19 protein-coding genes and 2 pseudogenes are annotated in these 20851 nt (G+C 67.3%); 11 read left to right on the forward strand and 10 right to left on the reverse strand.

The window, feature by feature from the left end:
- Positions 1–252: 252 nt before the first annotated feature.
- Positions 253–837, reverse strand: a complete 585-nt coding sequence (locus H1D24_RS19450; RefSeq protein ID WP_181658883.1) for a TerD family protein — start codon at positions 835–837, stop codon at positions 253–255.
- Between the two features lie 513 nt (positions 838–1350).
- Between H1D24_RS19450 and H1D24_RS19455 the strand changes: the two genes are divergently transcribed.
- The 4 genes from H1D24_RS19455 (at position 1351) to H1D24_RS19470 (ending at position 4312) form a co-directional block, all read left to right on the forward strand.
- Positions 1351–1665: a helix-turn-helix domain-containing protein gene (locus tag H1D24_RS19455; protein WP_181658884.1), complete on the forward strand. Its 315-nt coding sequence runs from the start codon at positions 1351–1353 to the stop codon at positions 1663–1665.
- Positions 1662–3143 carry a helix-turn-helix domain-containing protein gene (locus H1D24_RS19460; RefSeq protein ID WP_181658885.1) on the forward strand — a complete coding sequence of 494 codons (1482 nt, stop codon included), beginning with the start codon at positions 1662–1664 and terminating at the stop codon, positions 3141–3143. Before H1D24_RS19455 ends, H1D24_RS19460 begins: the two co-directional genes overlap by 4 nt.
- 59 nt (positions 3144–3202) lie before the next feature.
- Positions 3203–3775, forward strand: coding sequence for a transcriptional regulator (locus tag H1D24_RS19465; protein WP_181658886.1), 573 nt, complete (start codon positions 3203–3205; stop codon positions 3773–3775).
- Between the two features lie 207 nt (positions 3776–3982).
- Positions 3983–4312 carry an antibiotic biosynthesis monooxygenase family protein gene (locus tag H1D24_RS19470; RefSeq protein ID WP_181658887.1) on the forward strand — a complete coding sequence of 110 codons (330 nt, stop codon included), beginning with the start codon at positions 3983–3985 and terminating at the stop codon, positions 4310–4312.
- A gap of 419 nt (positions 4313–4731) precedes the next feature.
- Here the strand turns inward: H1D24_RS19470 and H1D24_RS19475 are convergent, their stop codons facing one another.
- Both H1D24_RS19475 and H1D24_RS19480 read right to left on the reverse strand, forming a co-directional pair.
- Positions 4732–5184 carry a hypothetical protein gene (locus H1D24_RS19475; protein ID WP_181658888.1) on the reverse strand — a complete coding sequence of 151 codons (453 nt, stop codon included), beginning with the start codon at positions 5182–5184 and terminating at the stop codon, positions 4732–4734.
- A gap of 75 nt (positions 5185–5259) precedes the next feature.
- The gene (locus H1D24_RS19480; protein WP_181658889.1) at positions 5260–6189 is read right to left on the reverse strand and encodes a hypothetical protein; all 930 of its coding nucleotides are present in this window, start codon (positions 6187–6189) and stop codon (positions 5260–5262) included.
- Positions 6190–6575: 386 nt separating this feature from the next.
- Between H1D24_RS19480 and H1D24_RS19485 the strand changes: the two genes are divergently transcribed.
- The 3 genes from H1D24_RS19485 to H1D24_RS19495 are packed head-to-tail and all read left to right on the forward strand — an operon-like array spanning position 6576 to position 9492.
- Complete coding sequence (locus H1D24_RS19485) at positions 6576–7724, forward strand: sensor histidine kinase (protein ID WP_181658890.1); 1149 nt, start codon at positions 6576–6578, stop codon at positions 7722–7724.
- Positions 7721–8842, forward strand: coding sequence for a hypothetical protein (locus H1D24_RS19490; protein ID WP_181658891.1), 1122 nt, complete (start codon positions 7721–7723; stop codon positions 8840–8842). Before H1D24_RS19485 ends, H1D24_RS19490 begins: the two co-directional genes overlap by 4 nt.
- The gene (locus tag H1D24_RS19495) at positions 8803–9492 is read left to right on the forward strand and encodes a response regulator transcription factor (protein ID WP_220136929.1); all 690 of its coding nucleotides are present in this window, start codon (positions 8803–8805) and stop codon (positions 9490–9492) included. Before H1D24_RS19490 ends, H1D24_RS19495 begins: the two co-directional genes overlap by 40 nt.
- Before the next feature lie 419 nt (positions 9493–9911).
- Here H1D24_RS19495 and H1D24_RS19500 read toward each other — a convergent pair whose 3' ends face one another.
- From H1D24_RS19500 to H1D24_RS19510, 3 genes are all read right to left on the reverse strand, one after another.
- Positions 9912–10808, reverse strand: coding sequence for an RNA polymerase sigma-70 factor (locus tag H1D24_RS19500; protein ID WP_181658892.1), 897 nt, complete (start codon positions 10806–10808; stop codon positions 9912–9914).
- 282 nt (positions 10809–11090) lie between these two features.
- The gene (locus H1D24_RS19505) at positions 11091–11819 is read right to left on the reverse strand and encodes an SDR family oxidoreductase (RefSeq protein WP_181658893.1); all 729 of its coding nucleotides are present in this window, start codon (positions 11817–11819) and stop codon (positions 11091–11093) included.
- Between the two features lie 327 nt (positions 11820–12146).
- Entirely contained in the window at positions 12147–12620 is a 474-nt protein-coding gene (locus H1D24_RS19510) for a carboxymuconolactone decarboxylase family protein (protein WP_181658894.1), read from the reverse strand.
- A 140-nt stretch (positions 12621–12760) separates the two neighbouring features.
- Between H1D24_RS19510 and H1D24_RS19515 the strand changes: the two genes are divergently transcribed.
- From H1D24_RS19515 to H1D24_RS19530, 4 genes and pseudogenes are all read left to right on the forward strand, one after another.
- Positions 12761–12919: a hypothetical protein gene (locus H1D24_RS19515; RefSeq protein ID WP_181658895.1), complete on the forward strand. Its 159-nt coding sequence runs from the start codon at positions 12761–12763 to the stop codon at positions 12917–12919.
- A gap of 175 nt (positions 12920–13094) precedes the next feature.
- Positions 13095–13463, forward strand: a pseudogene (locus H1D24_RS19520) (cupin domain-containing protein).
- Positions 13464–13670: 207 nt separating this feature from the next.
- A complete protein-coding gene (locus H1D24_RS19525) occupies positions 13671–14324 on the forward strand; it encodes a maleylpyruvate isomerase N-terminal domain-containing protein (RefSeq protein WP_181658896.1) in 654 nt (217 codons plus the stop codon).
- Between the two features lie 447 nt (positions 14325–14771).
- A complete protein-coding gene (locus H1D24_RS19530) occupies positions 14772–15725 on the forward strand; it encodes an alpha/beta hydrolase (protein WP_181658897.1) in 954 nt (317 codons plus the stop codon).
- A 238-nt stretch (positions 15726–15963) separates the two neighbouring features.
- Here the strand turns inward: H1D24_RS19530 and helR are convergent, their stop codons facing one another.
- The 4 genes and pseudogenes from helR to H1D24_RS19550 form a co-directional block, all read right to left on the reverse strand.
- Positions 15964–18126, reverse strand: coding sequence for an RNA polymerase recycling motor ATPase HelR (helR, locus tag H1D24_RS19535; RefSeq protein WP_181658898.1), 2163 nt, complete (start codon positions 18124–18126; stop codon positions 15964–15966).
- A 727-nt stretch (positions 18127–18853) separates the two neighbouring features.
- Positions 18854–19242, reverse strand: a pseudogene (locus H1D24_RS19540) (ASCH domain-containing protein).
- A gap of 230 nt (positions 19243–19472) precedes the next feature.
- Positions 19473–19742: a type II toxin-antitoxin system antitoxin gene (locus H1D24_RS19545; protein ID WP_181658899.1), complete on the reverse strand. Its 270-nt coding sequence runs from the start codon at positions 19740–19742 to the stop codon at positions 19473–19475.
- Positions 19739–20686 (reverse strand): SPFH domain-containing protein, encoded by a 948-nt coding sequence (locus H1D24_RS19550; protein WP_181658900.1) that lies wholly within the window; start codon positions 20684–20686, stop codon positions 19739–19741. Before H1D24_RS19550 ends, H1D24_RS19545 begins: the two co-directional genes overlap by 4 nt.
- Positions 20687–20851 lie beyond the last annotated feature (165 nt).

The following is a 20851-nucleotide window of genomic DNA, read 5'->3' on the forward strand; positions in this document are numbered from 1 at the left end:
CAGGTTGTGCCCAGCGCACTGACCGGCCGTACAGGCTGTCCAGTGCGCGCTGCAGTTGCTGGATACCGTGGACTCCGGCGACTGGCGCGAGGTCATCAGGAGTCCGCTTCCTCCCCCGTCTGAAGGCGCGGGTATCCACGGAGGATCCTGATGAACGCGATCATCCTCAACGGATCTGGCTGGCATCAGCCTGGACGAGCCCACTGACGCCAGGGTGCGTGACTCCGACGTGCACGTCAGCCTCGGCTTTCCCTACTTGCTCACCGCGAAGCGCATCAGGGCCTGCTCATCGCCCTGCTTGATCTTCCCTGTCTCGTTGATCACCTCGAGCTTCCAGCTCCCGCCGGCCCGGATCGCCTTGGCCACGGCGCAGCCGTTGTCGCTGCTGAGGAGGCTGGGCCAGATGTCAGCGACTTGCTGGGTGCTGCCCCCGGTCGCGTCGTACACCTTGAAACTGATGTTCCGTGCCTTCTGGAAGGAGCTGTTCTTCTTGTATGCGGCGGCGACGAACACTATCGACGTGATGTTGGACGGGACCCGGGCGAACTCGACGGTGACTGTCTCGTCGTCTCCGTCCCCGCGTCCGGTCTGGTTGTCGCCGCTGTGCACCAACGCGCCATTACCCAGCGGGTCCAGGGAGTCAAGGCCCGCCAGCCGTACGGGCTCCGCCCCCTGCACCGCGATGGCGATCAGGTCGAGGTCGGTGCCAACGTTCCGGCGGAGTTTACCGATCAGCCCGCCACTGCTCCCGGCGGTGGGGTCCCAGGACACCCCGATGGACAGATGGGTCACCCCGTCCAGATCGGCCGGGCCGTCTTCCTTCTTGAGCGTGATCATGCGAGATCCTCTTCCTGGTGGGACAGCAACGCTTGAAGTGTGCCTGGAACCCTAGGCGTTTGACACACCAAGTCCAGAAATGGCCTTTTGGTGCCCTAGCCCGCGACCATGCCTATACGACGTCACCCCGCCACATCCACCTGACTCGTCCCCATCTTCAGAGGGCCGCCGCCTGGGCCGCGGTCATCGCTGCGCGCGAGCAGCAGGCCGGCGAACCGGGGCGGCCGACGCCACCCCGCACACTGCGGGAGAGGGGCGCGCCGTTCCAGTCGACCAGACGGTGGAAGTCTTCGCCGAGGCGGCCGAGACGGTATTGCGTGAGGGCACGGCTCCGGGCCTCTCGTGGCCCTTCGGGCATGCGTGGCGTCTCAACGTCGCCGCAGTCGTACTCGGTTCCGCGAGGTCCCCGACGTGAAACGGGAGGTGGCCGCCGGGGGAGCGACCCGTCTCCACACCTCGCGGACTATACGTATGGCGCATATCCCGTGAGTTTCAAGTGGTAGATTCGGCGCTATGCGGATGACTCTCGACGAGCGAGTGAGGTCAGCGGTGGCCGCACTCCTGCATGCGACGGGTGAGTCGCAGACGGATCTTGCAGCCGCGTTGGGGGTGAGCCAGGCGCAGGTGAGCCGTCGTCAGTCGGGCAGCGCCGCGTGGAGTCTGGCCGACTGTGAGGCCGTGGCCGCGCACTACCGCATCGACGTGCTCGACCTGCTGAGCGGGCCGACCCGGGCGTCTGAATCCTTGCCCGTCGAGAGCCGCCGCACATCCGTCCGTCGCGGAGCCGAGCGCCCTGTGGCTGTCCAGGAGCAGGGGGCGCCCCGGTGACGGACTTCGAAGCGATCGACACGCTGCTCGCCGGCGCCAAGCAGCAGATCGCACTGCCTCCTGCCCAGGAACGTCGTGCGCTGCGCGAGAAGTTGAACCTCTCGCGCACGCAAGTCGCGCAGGCCCTGGGTGTCAGCCCGTCGACAGTCGGGGGCTGGGAGTCCGGGCGGGATCCGAGCGGGGAGGTGCGCGAGAAGTACGCGTATTTCCTGCAAGGAGCTCAGGCCAAGCTGGAGGCCCGGGCTGAGGACGTGAGCGACGTGCTCTCCGACGGGGCAGCGGCGGAGGACGGTACGACCGGTACCGTCGCGGCCGACAGCGGGTCCGACGAGGTCCAATCCCTCACGACTCCCCAGCCGTGCGTGTTGTGCGGCGGTCCCGCCCATCACCAGGTCGCCGGTTTCCCTCAGCACCTGGATGCCGCCGAGTGCGGCACGGCAGCGGCGTCGCCTGCCCGAGCGGCAAAGCCTGTTCAGGTCCGCCCAGTGGGGCGTCGTATGCAGACCGCTTCTGAGACCTCGGACCCCATCGGAGCCGCGGTGGCGTCCGCTCTCGCCACGCACGAGGGTGACGTCGAAGCCGCGATCGCGGCGCTGGTCAAGCGCGCCATTCCGGACGCGATGGCGCTGCTGGACGCCACCCGCACCGGCGGCCGCTACGACATCGTGGCTCACCCCTGGATGCCCGACATCCTGCGCAAGCAGAGCGCGCGCGGCTCCGACCAGATCTGGGAGGCCCGCCCCAAATGGGCCCGCCCCGAACTGCCGCCCGGCGCACACGAGGTGACCGCACTCGACATCAACGGCGCCTACCTGAGCGCGCTCAAGACCCACCTGCCGATCGGCCAGCTGGAGCACTCCACCGGCTTCGACCACGACCGCCGCCGCGCCGGCGTTCACCTGATCACCCCGCCCGCCTGGGAGCACGACGACGTCCTGCCCAACCCCGTCGGTGCCCGCGACGAACCAGGCCCTCTGTGGGTCACCGAGCCGACGCTGCGCCTCCTGCTGCGCCTGTCCGGCCCGAAGTACGGGCTGTGCGACCCGCCTGAGATCCACGAGTCGTTCACCTCAGGCGCCACCGAGAACCTGCTGGAGAAGTTCCGCATCGTCCTCAAGGACGCCCGGGACCGGGCCATTGCCCAGGACGACGAGGTGACGCTGGAGTACGTCAAGGCCATGTACGCGAAGTTCGTCTCGACCCTGGGGGAGTCGAACTACAACCGGGAGATCTACCGCACGGACTGGATGCACCTCATCCGCTCCCAGGCCTTCGCCAACCTCTGGATGAAGGCGTACAAGGCATACGATGAGGGCCTCATGGTCGTGCGTGCGATGGGCACTGACGAGCTGCACGTCATCGGCGACTGGCGCGCGGTGTTCCCCGAGGGCCGCGGCGTTTCCGAAGTGAAGGTCAAGGACACCTACAGCGTCGGCACGGACCCCGAGACGGCGGCCGCGGGCGAAGCGGGCGACTGAGTGGCCGGCTGGAACGGCGCGCTGGACCCCGGTGAATCGACGGAGAGGCAGAAGACGACGTGCCCGAGCGGAACATCGAGTTCGGCAAGTACGGCGCCCGCGGCATCAAAGGCCACGAAGCGGTTGCGCGCCGCCTCGACGACCTGGCTGGATATATCGCCACACCCATCACCGCGAAGCGCGGTCTGATGGCCCGCCTGAACTACCTCACGCGCAGTGACCACGCCCGCGCCGCCGCCCGTGCGGCCGGCCTGACGGTCACCGACCGCACGATCAAGGCGTGGCTGGAGGGCAAACGCCTCCCCTCCAAGAAGAACCTGGACCGCATCGAGTCGGCCTATCGCACGGTGCGCCGGCACAACATCGCTCGTTACCTCGTCGGCCGACTCAACGCACGCGGCCGCGGCACCCGCGTGGAGATCCATCCCGTCAACCAGTCCCAAGTTCCCCGGCCACGCCAGCGCGTCGTCGAGTACCGCACTCTGAATGTCCGCCGCTGGGACCGCATCGTCGAGGCCTGGGCCGCCGCCGACGACCAAGCGCTCGACGATGCGTGGGCGGACCAGATCATCGACCTCGGTTCCCAGTGGGGTCAGTACGAATACGTGACCAACATCGGCTTCGCCGCTTGAGCACAGCGGTCACCCGTGGCAGTTGACCGGTCAGGCCGGCCCCGCGCCGACGCCCACGCAGACCGCACCTGGGAGAAACGGATCCGTGAACTGGTACGGCCGGACCTGCTCCATCTTCGCCGACTTCGCGATGCGCCAGCGCAGATGCTCCGATCCGGCACGACGCCGGTGCACCGTTGGCGCCCACCCCTGCGGCAGGATGGAGCCATGAGCGTAGTCAAGATCAACGTACTGACCGTCCCGGCCGAACAGCGGGAAACCCTCGAGAAGCGCTTCGCCTCCCGGGCGCACGCCGTCGAGAACTCCGACGGCTTCGAATGGTTCGAACTCCTCCGCCCGGCCGAAGGCACCGACAATTACCTCGTCTACACGCGGTGGCGCGACGAGGAGTCCTTCCAGGCTTGGCTGGAGGGGCCGATGAAGGCAGCACACCAGGGCGGCAGCGGGGAGGGCGGAGAGCGCCCCAAGCCGGCCGCCAGCGGCTCCACACTGTGGTCCTTCGAGGTGATTCAGCAGGCTGGGCCAAAGAACGCTTGACCACCGGGCCCGGCCACCAGTGCTCCGGGCCACCCGTGCGCCCGGTGGCCGACCGCGCCCCGACAGCGCGCCGTCGGCCCTGCCGAGGCCAGCCACCTGACCAACGGCGCCGCCTCTCCCACCCACGAGGAACCCGGAGCACCCGACCCGAGCGCCGGGCCCCAGGCATGCCCACCCGCCGACAGCCACGGCCCCACCACAGTCAGCCCAGCTCAGCTCAGCCGACCCAACTGAAACGGGCAGGCTGGCTCGTTGACATCCCGCACGTCACGTCAACGGCACACCAGCCCGCTCCGTCCACCGCCGAATGTGAGGCACGGCCGTTAAGTTGACACACCCCGACGTCTTGCGGGGATGCCATGAGAGAGGCATCCCCGCAAGGTACAGGCCCGTCAGCCTCGGCTACGGGGAAGCGGAGGTCAGGTCGCCCACCGGTCGCAGGTGCTGGCGCTCACCCAACGGTGCGAGCTGATGGAGTTGTTGGCCGAGTAGCCACTGGTGAAGTAGTTGTTGGTGAGGTCGGAGGCGTAGCCCTCGTTGCGGGACAGGCAGGTGTGGCCGCCGGTCCAGCCCGTGCCGGTTCCGTTGAAGAACTGGACCTCGTAGGTGTTGCCCTTGTTGAGAATGGACGACGCCTTGTTGGTGTCGGTGCCCTGGAAGCTCTGCGAGCTGTTGCCCCAGTTTTCGTCGTCAAGGTAGGACAGGCCGAGCTGCCCGACGCAGTCGACACTGTCATAGGCGTACATGTAGCCGGCCCTCGCGGCTGAGTAGTTGTCGGAGCAGGTCTCGGCGGCGTGCGCGGCGGAGACGGGGATGACGGTTCCAAGAGCAGCCATGGCCAGGACGGTCAGGGCGGCGGGCAGTTTCCTCACGGGTACAACTCCTCGATCATCTGATGGGTGGGACTCCCCGCGGCCATGACGCCACGGAAATCTTCGGTGCGGCACCTACCGGCTTTCGAAGTTCCTGGCCCGGGGAAGGGCGGTCATCCTCATCTGCTGATAGGTTGCGAATTCTTCGGAGTAATCACGCAGCGTCTTTTCTCTGTATTCGCCTTCCAGAGAACGTGCGGTCTCCCCGAGGGATGTTTTGCGGGCACACTCGGCCTCGGCCACAGCCAATTTCACTTCGGCGCTCTGGGCTTGGGATGCGTTCATTCCCTTGACCAGAGAGTCCCGTTTCTGGCGTATCTCGTCCGGGCTACTGAAGGGGTTTCCCGACTCGTCCATGCATCGGGACCATGCCTTGACCGCGGTGACCAGGCGTTCGTCCCGGAGAATCCGTGGGACATACAGCGGAGTCAGCCCGGTTACGGTCTTCTTGACCCGGAACCAGGTCGGATAGTCGCCGTAGAGCCGCTCCCGAGCTTCGGCGTAACAGCCGTCGCGTGGTGTCCGGGTGGTGCCGCCGGACGGCAGCTCGACGGATATGACGTCGTCGAAATCGCCGTCGAGCGCGCGGGAGTAGCGGATGTGCTCCTGCTCGGGAAGTGCGTTGGGGTAGGTGACGCTGGGATGACTGCGGCGTGCCTCCTCGGCCGCGATGTCGAAGGGCCGACCGTAGCCGTACCGGCGGGCCCAGTCGACGTCGTCCACCACGTACGCCCCGGCCTTGCGTTCCGCGATGCTCGCCACCGGCGCCGGCCAGTAGCGGTGGCCCTGGCGCTCCATGCACTTCTCGACGAGTTTTTCCTCCGCGCGGTCGACCTCGACCTCCTCCGCGACGGTCAGGTCTCTGACCTGTTTACCCGCCATGCCGACCGCTTCGCCTTTCTGTGGCCGTTCCATCTCCTTCGGGTTTCCGCTCCCGACCCCGCAGCCGGCCACCAAGCAGGCGATGAGAGCCGCGGAAAGAAGGACGGTAGATTTTTCCTTCACTCGGCACGTCCTCCCTTGGTGTTTTCTTTTCCATCAGCTCTGGCTGACTGGCAGCCTCGAACTTCGAATAGCACCCGAGACTTTCCCCTCGGCGGCCTGATATCGAAGATTACGTGGCGGACTAGAGAAAGGCATGTCACGCGAACGCGTGACAACGCTGTTGCTCCTGCGCTCATGTGTCGATCTGCATCTTTTGTCCGGAAGCAGGTTCATTGGCCGCGTGACAGTAGCGGCGAGATGTCGCGCGCGCCCTCTGTCCGTCGCGCTCGCGTTCACCTAAGTTGGGAAGCGGGTCTCATCGGCGTACGGGGGAATACAGTGAGAAGTGCGGTCGAACTTTCCTTACGCTTCTTAGCGGAGGCGGGAACTCCTTTAGTGCAGACCGCGTGCTGACGCAGGGGCCCGCCCAACTCCAGCTTCAGCGAAAGTCCGCACGCCTGGCCGGTGTCCTGAGGGCAACCTGTGCCGTCGGAGCGAGCCTGGTCGCCGTGGTCGGGCTCGCACCGCCCGCCCGTTCCATCTGGGTGGCCGTCGCGGTCGTCGGACTGCTTCTGTGGACCGGCCTGATCACCGTTCTTATGCTCAGGTCGGACCCTCATCCCTGGCTCTGCGCCGGTGACACCGCCGTCGTTGTGGTGCTCTGCCTGGCGCACGGCAACCTCGTCCCGGCCGAGGTCCTGGAAGCGAGCGCGGGCTCTGGATGGGTCGACATGGTCGCCAGCACCGGCATCTTCACCGCACAGTTCGTTCTGCGGCAGCCCTGGGCGATGGCGGCGGCGATCGCCATCACGATGGCTTACACGGTGGGCGGCCCCGGTGTACGGGAGGCCTCCGTCGTCCTGGTGCTCCAGGCGCTGCTCGCCGCCGCTGTCATGGCCCTGCTGCAACGTGGAGCGCGTAGGGCGGATCTCGCGCTGTCCGAGCAGGCGTCGGCGCGCGCGGCGGCGCGGGCCCGGTCCGCCGCCCGCACCGACGAACTGGACCAGCAGCGGCTGTTGCACGACACCGTGCTCGCCACGCTCACCATCGTGGGCACCGGCAGCATCGCCCGTGACTCTGCCGCGCTGCCTGAACGGGCCGCGGCCGACCTGGCCGTCATGGAAGACCTGCGGGCGCACCCCGGCGTGGCACGCGATGTGGCGCACGACCCCGCACCGCTGGATGTCGCACTACGCACCGTCGTACTGACGCGCCGCGTCGGCCTCCCTCCACTGGACATCGAGTTCGACGTACCGCCGCTGGACCTGCCCCACGAGGTCGTGCTAGCCCTCTCGCAAGGGGTCGCCGAGGCCCTGACCAACGCGGCCCAGCACGCGGACACCCGCGCTGCCCGGGTCACGGCCCGCCGTGCCGGGGAGGGCGTCACCGTCGAAGTCTGCGACAGCGGACGAGGGTTCGACCCCGTGGCCGTTGCCTCCCACCGACGCGGCCTGCGGGAATCGGTCTACGGCCGGATGCGTGCCGTGGGCGGCAGCGCCCGGGCGGCCTCGTCCCCCGGCGCCGGCACCCGGGTCGAGCTGAGGTGGGAACCATGACCGCCGATGTCGTCAAGGGTATGGTCGCCACCCGTTTTGCCACAGCCGTCAATATCGGGCTGGTGGTGATCGTGGGCGTCTGGCACCTGGGTATGGACACCCTGCATGTGCTCAGAGGCTGGCCGGTGTACGAGCCGCAGGCCGCCGCCGCGGGCTCCTGGCTGGCCCTCACGGTCATCCAGACGATTGGGTCGGTCCTGCTGCTGCGTTCCGTGCTCAGCGCCCGCACCGCGCGGAGTCTTGCGGCGGCGGCGCTGGTCACCGGCGTCGTCGCCACCGCCACGTACCCGGTGGGCGAGACGATCGGCGACGTGAGCTGGGCGGGGAACATCGTGGGCTGGTTCGGCGTCCTGCTCCTGATACAGCGTCCGCTGTGGGAGCTGATCACCCTGCTCGGCGCCAACATGGCTGTCACAGTGGGCTTCCTGGCCGCCGACGGCGCGCTCGACCAGGCCACCGTTTCCCATCTGCTCGCCATGGCATACACCACCGCCGGTATCCAGTTGACCTTCGCATATCTGGCACGGCAGCTCAACGCCGCTGCCAGGGAAGCCACCGAGATCGCTGCGGGACAGGCGGAATACCTGGCCCGTGCGACCGCCGACGAGACCGTGCACGCCGAGCGCCGGCGCCGTTACGAATACCTGCGCATCAGAGTGGAACCACTGCTGAGTGGTCTGGCGGAACGTCAACTGGACCCGGCGGACCCCGTCGTACGCCAGCGTGCCGCCGTGGAGGCGGCACGCCTGCGGAGGCTGTTCGCGGAAACGGATGACACCCCGCACCCGCTCCTGCACGAACTGCGGGCCTGTGCCGATGTCGCCGAGCGGCGCGGCGTACGCGTCACTCTGCTGAGCTACGGCGACCTGCCCGATCTGCCGGCATCCGTCCGCCGAGAACTGGGGGAAGGGGCCCTGCTGGTCCTCTCCACCGCCGTCACCCGAGCCCGGGTCACCGTGGTGGCGACGCCCGAGGAAGTCGTAGTGAGTGTGGTGGCCGACGCCCCGCCGGAAACGCTGGTCAAATCGCCGGGCCCGCTCACCGTATCCGCCCTATACGACCAGGAGGAGAACCAGTTGTGGTGGGAAAACCGATGGCCTGTACGTCCGGCTCCCTGACCGTTGCCATCATCGACGATCACCCTGTCGTCATCGAAGGCATTCAGACCTGGCTGTCCGAGGAGCCGCGGATCTCGGTGGTGCACACCGGCGAAGCCGTGGATGTGGAGCCCGGTGTCGCGGATGTCCTCATTCTCGATCTGAATCTGCATGGCAAACTCGTCATCGGCGATATCGCCACGCTGGCTGCGGCGGGTCAACGGGTCATCGCCTTCTCGCAGTTCACCGAGCAGCGGGTGGTGCTCGAATCGCTGGAGGCCGGAGCATGCGAGTTCGTCGCGAAGAACGAAGGGCGGGCGCACCTCGTGAACACGGTGTTGGCGGCGGCGGGAGACAGGCCGTACGTCACGCCGACGGCCGCGGGGGTCCTTGTAGGTGATCGCGGCGCGAGCAGGCCCAAGCTGTCCTCGCAGGAACGTACCGCGCTGCTGTGGTGGTTCCAGTCCATGTCGAAGGCTTCGGTCGCCCGGCGCATGGGTGTGTCTGTTCACACTGTGGACGTGTACATCCGTCGGGCGAGAGTCAAGTACGCGCAGGTCGGCAGGACCGCACCGACAAAGGCGGACATGCTGGCTCGGGCGATCGAGGACGGCTTGGTGAAGCCCGACGACATCACGGGCTATGAGTCAGCGGTGGTCGGCGTGGGTTGACCATGTTGGCGCCGTCACGGGCCCCGCCGGCCTCCGCATGACAGTGCAGCTCGCCGTTCCGTCCCGCTTGTCCCGTTTCTTGATGGTTCGGGGGTGGTCGGACATGCCGGGGGGTCGGGCATGCGGGGGCTCGGTTGCCGGCGGACCTTGCTGATGCCACCGGGCTGACCGCCGCGTGCTCTGCTGTTCTCAGGCCGCTCCGGCCGATACCCGCGGCCCGGGCCGCGGGACGCAAGCCCACCGGCATGGCACCGCCCCGGACGGCGGTGTCGCGGCTTCAGGCGCCACCGCCGTCCAGCTCGAACCACACCGACATCCTCGTCCGCACCGACGGTGCCGGATCCGCGAGGGCCTTCCGGTCGGGCATGGCACGGATGGCGCGTCGGACCGGCATGGGGCGCTGCAGGGCGCGGACGTTCTCAATTGCTCAGTGAAGCCACGTAAGGAGCAAGTTTGGCCGGACTGATTACCCACATGATGCGTTCGATGCCTTGTGCCGACACATCGACGGACAGCAGAGCCACCGGGTTTTCATCGGCCGAGACAAGGACGGCCGGCCGGCCGTTGGCCTCGACCCAGCGTACGTCTGCCTGATGCCAGAAACGCGGGGCGAAGGCGGCAAGGTACTTGGAGACGTGCGGACGCCCGACGACCGGAATCCTGGATGCCCCGCGCATCCCTCCACCGTCGGAGTAGCTGACCACGTCCGCAGTGAGAACATCCTCGAGCACGGACAGATTTCCGGTCTGCGCCGCAGTGAGGAACACCTCCATCAGGCGCCGGTGAGCGGTAGAGCTGACCGGCTCCTTGCGTTCCCCTGACAGATGCTTCCGGGCGCGGCTCACCAACTGGCGCGTATTGGCTTCGCTCGTCTCCAGGATTTCCGCGATCTGCTTGTACGGGTAGTCAAAGGCTTCCCTCAGAACGTAAGCAGCCCGTTCCACGGGGTTCAGCTTCTCCAAGAGGAAGAGAACCGCCAGGTCAAGTGCCTCTGCCCGTTCCGCTCCCAATTGCGGATCCACGCTTGTATCGACTGGCTCCGGAAGCCAGGGCCCGGCGTACGACTCACGCCGCACCCTGGCGGACTGGGCGAAGTTGATGGCCAGACGGGTGGTGACCGTAGCCAGGAACGCCGCCGGCTCGTTGATGGCGGCGCGGTCGGTGTTCTGCCACCGCAACCACGCCTCCTGAACGATGTCCTCGGCTTCCACAACACTGCCGAGCACGCGGTACGCGATGCCGAAGAGTTGGGGACGCGCTGTGATGAAATCCCTCGTCGCCTGGTCAAGGGGGTCGGCGTCATCCCCGGCGCGCATAGATATCCTCCAGCTCTGGGTCCCCATGCTATAAGCCGTCACAGCAGGACGCGCGCCGCATTGCCGCTGTCTCCCGCCGCCCTTCCCTCCCGCGATCTCGATGCACTCGGTGCGCACATGTACCGGCCTTGGGTCTCGACCCATTGCACCGTGGCGAATGATCTCCACGGAACGCGACCGACAAGCTGTGAGCACTGGCCGCCGTGCCGAGTTGTTGTGATCAGCCACGAAGTCCAGGGCTTGGCTCTCTGCGGTCTGCGCGCCTGAGAGGGCGCGAGCGAGTCAGGAGAGCCAGTCGGTGTAGCGGGTGGGGGCGAGGTGAGCGTCCTTGTCGGTGAGGACGTCACCCTTGACGACGGCGAACATGCCGGCAGTGGGGTCGGTAACGACGGTGCGGTTGTCGCCCTTGCGGGACAGGGTGATCCGGCCCAGCTCGTCGAGGGAGAAGATCTCGGGGCCGGCGATGCTGCGAATGCCGTTCAGCGGGGCGCCTGCGGCGACGTCCGCCACCGCGCTGGCCACGTCCTTGGAGGCGATCGGCTGGATCGGCGTGGCGGGCAACCGGACGGTGTCGCCGTCGGCGGTCCAGGACAGGACGGCGTCCATGAACTCCATGAACTGCGTCGCCCGGACGATCGAGTAGGGGATCGGCCCGGCCGCGAGGATGTTCTCCTGGAGCACCTTGGCCCGGTAGTAGTCCAGCTCCGGCACCTGGTCCACGCCGACGATCGAGAGGATGACGAAATGGCCGACGCCGCCCCTCTGGGCCGCGGCCAGCAGGTTGTCCATCGAGGTCTGGAAGAAGGCCAGGGAGGCCTCGTCGAAGGTCGGGGAGTTCGTCAGGTTGACGACGACGTCGGCTCCTGCCACCGCCTCGTCCAGTCCCTGGCCGCTGATGACGTCGACTCCGGTGGACTGCGAGTGCGGTACCGCCTCGTGCCCGGCGGCGTTCAGATTCTTGACGACCTGCGACCCGATCAGACCGGTACCGCCGATGACTGCGATCTTCATGACATGCCTTTCGTCGGTCGTATGTGCGAAATATCCCATATGGGTCACTGTGTGGGCGCGGCAAGAAACGGCGCCCTAACCGGCTGGGGCGGGTGGCGTTAGCAACCATCGGCGAACGTGACCGTCTCGTCGAGCGGTGCCCGGCCCGTACGGGTGGTAACGCACCGTGACGTCCTCGAACCCGATCGACATGCCACAGAAGAGGATGAGCTCGTCCGGGGGTGCCAGGACCGGCTCAGCGGGATCGGTTGCCGCCGGTAGCCCATCTCCCCGCCGTAGGTCGCGGCGGGGAGGTGGACCGTGTGTGGCTGGCCGGGCGGGTGCCGGCTAGCCGAACTGGCCAGGCTGGTAATCCCCGGCAGGCTGCTGATTGATGACGTTGATGCGGTTGTACGCGTTGATGACGGCGATGAGGGACATCAGAGCGACGAGCTGGTCCTCGTCGAAGTGCTTGGCGGCGTTCGCCCAGGCCTCATCGGTGACACCACCGGCTGCGTCAGCGATGCGGGTGCCCTGCTCCGACAGTTCCAGTGCCGCTCGCTCGGCGTCGGTGAAGACCGTGGCCTCGCGCCAGGCCGCGACCAGGTGGAGGCGCTGCGGAGTCTCTCCCGCCGCGGTGGCGTCCTTGGTGTGCATGTCGGTGCAGAACCCGCAGCCGTTGATCTGGCTTGCGCGAATCTTCACCAGCTCCTGGATCACGGCCGGCAGTGTTGAGTCCGACAGCACCTTGTTGGCCGAGTTGATGTGCTTCAGCACCTTTCCTGCGAGGGGGTGGCCGAAGTAGTTGAGACGCGATTCCACGGTGATCTCCTTGCCGTGTTGCTGATACTCACTACTGACCGGGGGGCCAGGTGATGTGTGACAGAAAGTGGAGTGTGACGTGCGTCTCCCATTCGCTATGGGCGGCCCCGGTGGAAGCCCCGGTGGAAGGCGAATCCAGGATGGGCGAGGACGAAGAAGCAGTTCGTAAGGAACCGAACGAAGCCTTGCGCCACGACAGCCTCGAGACCCGCTCTCCCGGACTGTTGCCGGCCCGGCTGTCAGCAGCCGTTGCCGACGGCGTCGGCACACACGTGGTGGAGAGCAACGCGCAGGAGTGACCGGGGCGTTTCCCCGTCCGCCGGGCGCAGTGTGCGAGTCGTCCGCCCCGGCAAGCACCGCCCCGGTCTCCGTCGTTCAGGCGTGCGGTGCCTGAAGCCGCATGCTCGCACCGGCAGACATGCACGACCAGGAAACCAGGGGCAGCGATCCGAGGCATGGAAGACCGCAGTCACCGTGATCCAGGAGGCGAAACCACCCTCCGTTCCAGAAGGAGCACACGTCATGACTGTGCTCGTCGAATTCCCCCCTGGAGACCCTGGCACCCCTCCCCACCGTCACTTCGGCCCGGCCTTCGGATACGTGCTGGAAGGCGAGATGCGGTTCGAGCTGGAGGGAGAGCCCGAGCGGGTGATCCGGGCCGGGGAGGCGTTCTGGGAGCCGGGAGGGGATGTGATCCATTACCAGGATGGCAACAACCGTACGGAACGTGCGGAGTCGGTTCATCGTCACGATGACGTGCCAGCCGGGCAAGCCCATGCTGGTTCTCGTGGCGAGGACGAGCTGGTGCAACGCAAGGACAAGCGAGCCCCACGCCCCTCCTGAAGTGTGCTGCGGACGGCGGCGAGCAGGGCATCTCCCGACTATGGGTGGAGTGTTGCCGGGCTGAACCGGTGTGGGACGCCACTGGGCTGAGTTCCGCACCGTTGACGCGGCTCTGCTGTGCAACTGGTCTGCCGTCGACCAAGTTGTTCGTGACGCCGTGCGTGCTCGGTCGCAGCGGGCGGGCCCGGGCACTGCTAGCTTGCGGCCGTGGATCTCTTCTCACGCTCCTGGACAGCGTTGCGCACAGCGGTCGCCGAACTGCCGGACGAGGACTTCGCGCGGCCGTCCGGCTGCACCGGCTGGCTCGTGCGGGACCTGGTGTGCCACCTGATCATCGACGCTCAGGACGTCCTGATCACGCTCGTCACCCCCGCCGTTACGGAACCGACCCGGGACGCGGTGACCTACTGGGACATCGTCGAAGCCCCGACCGGCGACGACCCGCTCGATGCGCTGATCGTCCGCCTGGCCGCCGCGTACGAAGAGCCGTGGCTGCTCAAGTTCCACTTCGACGACGTCGGTTCCGCCGCCGGTCGCGCCGCCGAACTCGCGGATCCCTTGGCTCGGGTCGGCACCCGCGACGAGGTGCTCACCGCGGGGGACTACCTCTCCGCGTACGTCCTGGAATGGACGCTTCACCACCTCGACCTGATCGCGCACCTCCCGGACGCGGCAGAACCGCCCGCCGAAGGGCTCGCCCGGTCACGCGAGCTGCTGGAGGAGATCGCCGGTGCGGAGTTTCCCCCGGCGTTCTCCGACAAGGACGCGTTGCTGATCGGCACTGGACGGCGTGCCCCGTCCGAAGCGGAGGAGGCGGAACTGGGTGAGTTGGCCGCGAAACTCCCGCTCATCCTCGGCTGATCGTTTCCGTTGGACGATCGTCTGGCTGAACGGGACCTTAGGCGCGATTAGGCGCGGGCAAGATGTCGGCGGCGCGGGAACCCGACTCCCCGAATCCCCGACTCCCCGACTCGCGGATCTACGGCGCCGTTGCTGACTGGTCCGCGTCGGGTGGCGGCGCCGTTGGGCGCGTCCTGACGAATTTCTGTGCACACTCCCACGCTCGGCTGTGATGTCCCCAGTTGTGACTGTCCTGTGCCATTGAAGGCCGAGCGTTGTCGCCGAAGATTGGTGACCAGCGGATTCGTGCCATCGATTCTTTGAGTGACGGTGCCACGCCCTCACAGGGGCGGCGACTGCGGTCGGCGCCAAGCGGGTGACACGGCCGCTGCACTTCCCGGCTCGGCAGAGTTTTCTCTGGTGAGATACCGACAGATCTCCGAATAACTCACCGAAAAGAGTCGACTCGTGGCTAAGTACATCCTTGAGCCGGAGGCGCAGGAGTTCGCGGACGCGACTGCCAACCCGCCCTTCCTGTACGAACTCGGTCCGGAGGGCGCCCGCAAGGTGCTCGACGACGTTCAGGCCGCGCCGGTCGCCAAGGTCGAGGTCGGCGAAGACAAGTGGCTCACGGTGCCGGCCGAGGTGGGCGACGTCCGAGTCCGCCTCATCAAGCCGCTGGGTGCCGCAGGCCCCCTGCCCGTCATCCTGTACATCCACGGAGGCGGGTGGGTCCTCGGCAACTCGGGCACCCACGACCGGCTCATCCGCGAACTGTGCGACGGAGCCAAGGCCGCGATCGCCTTCGTCGAGTACGACCGCTCGCCCGAGGCCCACTACCCCGTGGCGATCGAGCAGGCGTACGCGACCGCGCAGTGGATCACCAAGAACGGGGCAAGCGAAGGCCTCGACGCCAGCCGCATGTCGGTGGCCGGCGACTCGGTCGGAGGGAACATGACGGCCGCCGTGGCGATCATGGCCAAGCAGCGAGGTGACGTGAGCTTCGTGCACCAGTCGATGTACTACCCAGTCACGGACGCCGCCCAGGACACCGCAAGCTATCAGGAGTTCGCCGACGGCCCGTTCCTCACAGCCAGGGCCATGGCGTGGTTCTGGGACTCCTACATCCCCGACCAGGGGCAGCGCAACGAGATCACGGCCTCGCCGCTGCGCGCCACGCTGGACGACCTTCGCGACCTGCCCCCGGCCCTCGTGATCGTCGACGAAAACGACGTCCTCCGCGACGAGGGCGAGGCCTACGCTGCCAAGCTCACCCAGGCCGGCGTCCCGACCACGAGTGTTCGTTACAACGGCATCATCCACGACTTCATGATGCTCAACCCGGTCCGCTCCACCAAGGCCACAACGGCAGCCATCGAACAAGCCATCCATGTCCTGCGAAAAGCACTCGGCACCCTCTGACCCACACCCTCGGCCAAGCACTGCCGAGAGAGCCGACACCTCCTCAGTAGGGCCTCGCGTACCGCGCCGCGACGCCCGAGAGCCTGCCCCCGCTCGGCCGGGTCGTCGACCTACCCCTCCCACACCCGGATCGTCATCGGCGCCTGACTCGGCCTGGCGCGGACCGCGAAGCCGCGACGGTCTCCTTCGATGGCGGTCCTCCTGATCGTCAGGCGGCGATCACGTTGGCTGGCCGACGTCAACCGCTCGTGAGGATGACGAGTTGCTGGGTCGCTCGGGTCATCGCCACATAGCGGTCGACCGCTCCTGCGACGCCCTCGCCGAACGACTCCGGGTCGATGAGGACGACCAGGTCGAACTCGAGTCCCTTCGACAGCTCCGGGGTCAGCGACCGGACGCGGGACGTCGCCCGGAACGTGCCCTCGCCGATGTCACCAGTGCCGATGACGCAGGCGATCCCGTCGTCATGCGCGGCGAGCCAGGTGTCGAGGATCGAGTTCAGGTCCGCGACGGACCCGTGTACGACGGGGATGCCGCTGCTGCGGATGGAGGTGGGCACATTGGCGTCCGGGAGCGCGGCCCGGATGACCGGCTCGGCTTCCGCCATGATTTCTTCCGGCGTCCGGTAGTTGATGCTCAGGGAGGCCACGTCGATCCGGTCGAGCCCGACTCGCTCGAGCCGTTCTTGCCACGACTCCGTGAACCCGTGCCTGGCCTGGGCGCGGTCCCCGACAATGGTGAGGCTCCGAGACGGGCAGCGGAACAGCAGCATCTGCCATTCTGCGTCGGTGAGTTCCTGAGCCTCGTCCACCACGACGTGCGCGAACGGGCCGGCGAGCAGGTCCGGTTCGGTCCTGGGCAGTGCGGTCTCGTCGATCAGGCTGTCCTGCAGGTCCTGTCCGCGCAGCATCGTCACCGCGCCTTCCCCGTCGTCATCGGCCTCGAGTACGTTGTCGATGACGCTGGCCATGCGCTCGCGTTCGGCCGCGACAGAGGCCTTGTGCCGACGCTTGCGCAGTGCCGCCTTCGGGTCGCCGAGCCGCTGCCGTGCCGCGTCCAGGAGCGGCAGGTCGGACACCGTCCAGGCCTGGGCGTCCTTGCGCTGCAGCTTCCGAACCTCATCGCGGCCGAACCAGGGAGCGCACATCCGCAGGTAGGCGGGTACCGACCACAGGTCTCCTACGAGGTCAGCCGCTTCGATCAGCGGCCACGCGCGGTTGAGGGTCCCGACCAGCTCTTCGTCGTGCAGCAGCGACCTCCGGAACAGGCCAGGAGGGACGTCGCCGTGGTGCTTGTCCATCAGGATCGTGACCAGCTCCTCCCAGATCTGGTCCCGCGCTTCGTTGTGCGGAGTACCTGGTTCCGGCGCTTCGAACGCCTCGGCCCAGTCGTCGGCGCTCAGCCAGACCTCGCCCCAGGGGGTCGTGACCGTCATCCCCTCGGTGGGCGGCGCTTCGTAGAACCTGACGGCCTTCTCGATCGCCTTCACCATGTCCACGGACGACTTCAGGAGGACCACGTCCGGGTCGGTCTCGATCGCTGCTCCGGCTCCCTCGGCGACGAGGTCCCGCAGGGTGCAGGTCTGCACGCCCTCCTCTCCGAGGCTGGGGAGGACGTCGGCGACGTAGGCCAGGTAGGGCCGGTGCGGACCGACGAACAGCACGCCGCCCCGACGGTGACCGAGGCGAGGGTCGGAGTAAAGGAGGTAGGCCGAGCGGTGCAGAGCGACGACGGTCTTCCCCGTACCCGGACCGCCGTCGACGACGAGAGCGCCGCGGGATCCCGCCCGGACGATGGCGTCCTGGTCGGCCTGAATGGTGGCGAGCACGTCTCGCATCCGGGTCGACCGGTTGCTGCCCAGGCTGGCGATGAAGGCGGACTGGTCGTCGAGCGCGGCGTGCCCTTCAAGCCCCTCAGCGGTGAACACTTCGTCCCAGTAGTCGTTGATCCGGCCGCGGGCCCAGCGATACCTGCGGCGGCTCGCCAGCCCCATCGGGTTGGCGTGGGTCGCCGCGAAGAAGGGCTCAGCCGCGGGGGAGCGCCAGTCGAGCAGCAGCCGACGCCCCTCGCTGTCGGTGAGGCCAAGCCGTCCGATGTAGACGGGCTCGGGGTTGTCTGCGCTGACGATGTGTCCGAGGCACAGGTCCAGACCGAAGCGACGCAAGGCGCGTAGGCGACCGGTCAGCCGGTGGATCTCCATGTCCCGGTCCATCGCCTGCCGGCCAATGCCGCCGGGTGCCTTGAGCTCGGTATCGAGGAGGTCGGACAGTTCGGCGATCGCCTGCTCGAGGCTCTCCGCGATGGCCGCGAAGTGCTGCTCGTCGCCGGCGATCAGCATCGGGTCGGCCTTGGGGGAGAGGTGGTCGGGAAGGTCAAACGCGCTGGTGGTCAGGGGAGTCATGTCATCAGCTCCGACCCGAGGTCGCGCCCGCGAAGTCCGGCGGCGCGCACACCCGCACCTCGGCACCGAGTGCCCGCAACCGCAGTGCGAGTCCCACCACCGGCTCTCACGTCACCGCACGATCCATAAACCGACAACAACACACGCACTTGGTGACTCTCCTATTTCCGCAGGTTCTGGGCTCGGCCAGCGATTCTGCGGCATGACCCGGGCCTTGCCGCAAGGCCCCCCATGCGCTATAAGTTAAGAGTGGCAAGGAGTGGGTGACCTCCTTGCCTTTGCCTTTATCGCTCCCCGTGGATGGACAAGCCCTTCACGTAGCGGCGACGCGCCATGTACGGCGGCTTCGTCGGCCCAGGAGAATCTTCCCTGGGCCCACATGCATCCGCGGAACGCGAAGTTCTCACCCTCTTCAGCAAGGCCGGCTCGAACGTCGTCGAGAGCGCCGCCACGAACCTGCCCCAAGCGGCAGGTGTTGTCCATCCCGAGTCTGCCGGCTCCCACCTGCCGAATCTCGCCAGCGCCATCTCCCTCGGGCACACGGCACGACACCCGCTCAGGTACGGCTGGCATGGATGGTGCACCGCGGGCCACACGTACTGGCGATCCCGGCCACCTTCGGCCCCGCCACCTGGGCACATCGCCGTCGGCGCGGCGGCTGTCCCAGGCCGGCCCCAACCACGTTGAGGCGTCCTGGACCACCACTCCTACACGCCCTGGCCTGGCGTTAGACGGTGAGCAGCTCGATCTCGATCGCGAGAGCACCGAGCACCTCCTTCTCGGGCGAGTAGATACTGCGGATGTTCTCGATCTGCTGCTCGCGACTCGAGGTCGGGTCGACGTTCGACGGACCCTCGCCGTCGAGCAGCGCCTCGAAGTCGTGGTACGCCGTGACGCGCTTCACGAGCACGTCGCACGTCTCGTCGGTGCCCTTGATCCGGAAGCGGATCACGTCGCCGGCGGCGAGGTCCTCGAGTGCGCGTAGCACACCCGTACCTCGATCGTCTTGCGGCCGGCGGCGACGAGGTCAACGTACCGGCGGTACAGGTTCAGCTCGCGGACGCGAGCGGCGGCTTCATGGTGCGGGAACGCTCCTGGGGTTTCGAGACAGTCCAGGTGACCCGGGGGCGGTCGGCCAGGTCACGTGGGTCGGATGGGCGCTTCACCGCCCTTGGCGCAGTTCACGAACGCGGCGCGGATCTCTTGCTCGTCAGCCCCTGTCAGCGGCTTCATAAAACGCACGCTAAGTTCCCTACAGGTTTTAGGTAACTGCATACCGATCACCGGTAGAGCAAGGCGTGTGTATACGCGAGGTACGCAGCCCAATTTCGGCCAGTCCAGCAGGTCTATCCCTCGTCCTCGCCGGACGACTTCGGCGGACGCCCCCGCCGGGGAAGAGGCCCTGCCGCGCCAGGCAGCCGCCCCGCATCGGACAACGCCCTGCGCAGCAGAAACTCGATCTGCGCGTTCGTGGACCGCAACTCGTCTCCGGCCCACCGGGCCAGCGCGTCATGGACCAGCGGATCGAGCCGCAACAGCACCTGCTTGCGCTGTGCGGCCGACCGCTTCGGGGCCGGGCCACCACCCGACTCGCCCCCGGACGAAGGGGACGTCACTGGTACAGCGACCCGGTGTTGAGCACGGGCTGCGCGGCCCGGTCCCCGCACAGCACCACCATCAGGTTCGACACCATCGCAGCCTTGCGCTCCGAGTCGAGCTCGACGATGCCCTGCTCGGCGATCCGGGAGAGCGCCGCCTCGACCATGCCGACCGCCCCGTCGACGATCTGCCGCCGGGCCGCCACGACGGCACCGGCCTGCTGCCGCTGCAGCATCGCCGAGGCGATCTCGGGTGCGTACGCGAGATGCGTGAAGCGCGACTCGATGATCTGCACACCCGCCGCCTCCACACGTGCGTGGAGCTCGATGGCGAGCTTCTCGGTGATCTCCTCCGCGTTGCCGCGCAGCGAAAGCCCTTCTTCGTCGTGCGCGTCATAGGGGTACTCGATGGCGATGTGCCGTACGGCCGCCTCGGTCTGGGTCGAGACGAACTCCAGGAAGTCGTCTACCTCGAACGACGCCTGCGCGGTGTCCTCGACCTTCCAGACCACGACCGCGGCGAGCTCGATCGGGTTGCCGTAGGCGTCGTTGACCTTGAGAACGGCGGTCTCGTGGTTGCGTACCCGCGTCGAGATCTTGACCCGGGACGTCAGTGGGTTGACCCAGCGCAGACCGTCGGTACGGATGGTGCCCCGGTAGCGCCCGAACAGCTGGACAACACGGGCTTCGCCCGGGGCCACCATGTTGAGGCCGCACATGGCGAGGAACGCGGCGATGCCTATCAAAATGCCGAGGACGATCAGCGCCGCCTTCCCACCGGACGAGGCGGTCACGGCTCCGAGCACCACGAGGCCCACGCCGGCGGCCAGGCCCACCAGGCCGAGCAGCAGCGCGAGCCCGCCCCCGATGGAGTGTGCGGCGAACTCCCGCACTCGCGGCTCGGGCATCTCGGGCAGGTCGGTTATGTCTGGAGCGTTCGCCGTGTGGTCGTGTGTGCTCATGGAGTGCTCCCCGATTCGAGTGGTTTGAGCTGTGGGCGAGGTTCATTTCCGTACTGGTGGTCGACCTCACTGTCTAGCATAGTGATATCACTTTAATGCTGGAGCAAAACCTTCACGCACCTCGGAAGCGCAGCCTCGGCGGGACAGCATGCGGACAGGCCGTCT

The sequence above is a fragment of the Streptomyces himalayensis subsp. himalayensis genome (assembly GCF_013778455.1).
Classification (GTDB): Bacteria; Actinomycetota; Actinomycetes; order Streptomycetales; family Streptomycetaceae; genus Streptomyces; species Streptomyces himalayensis.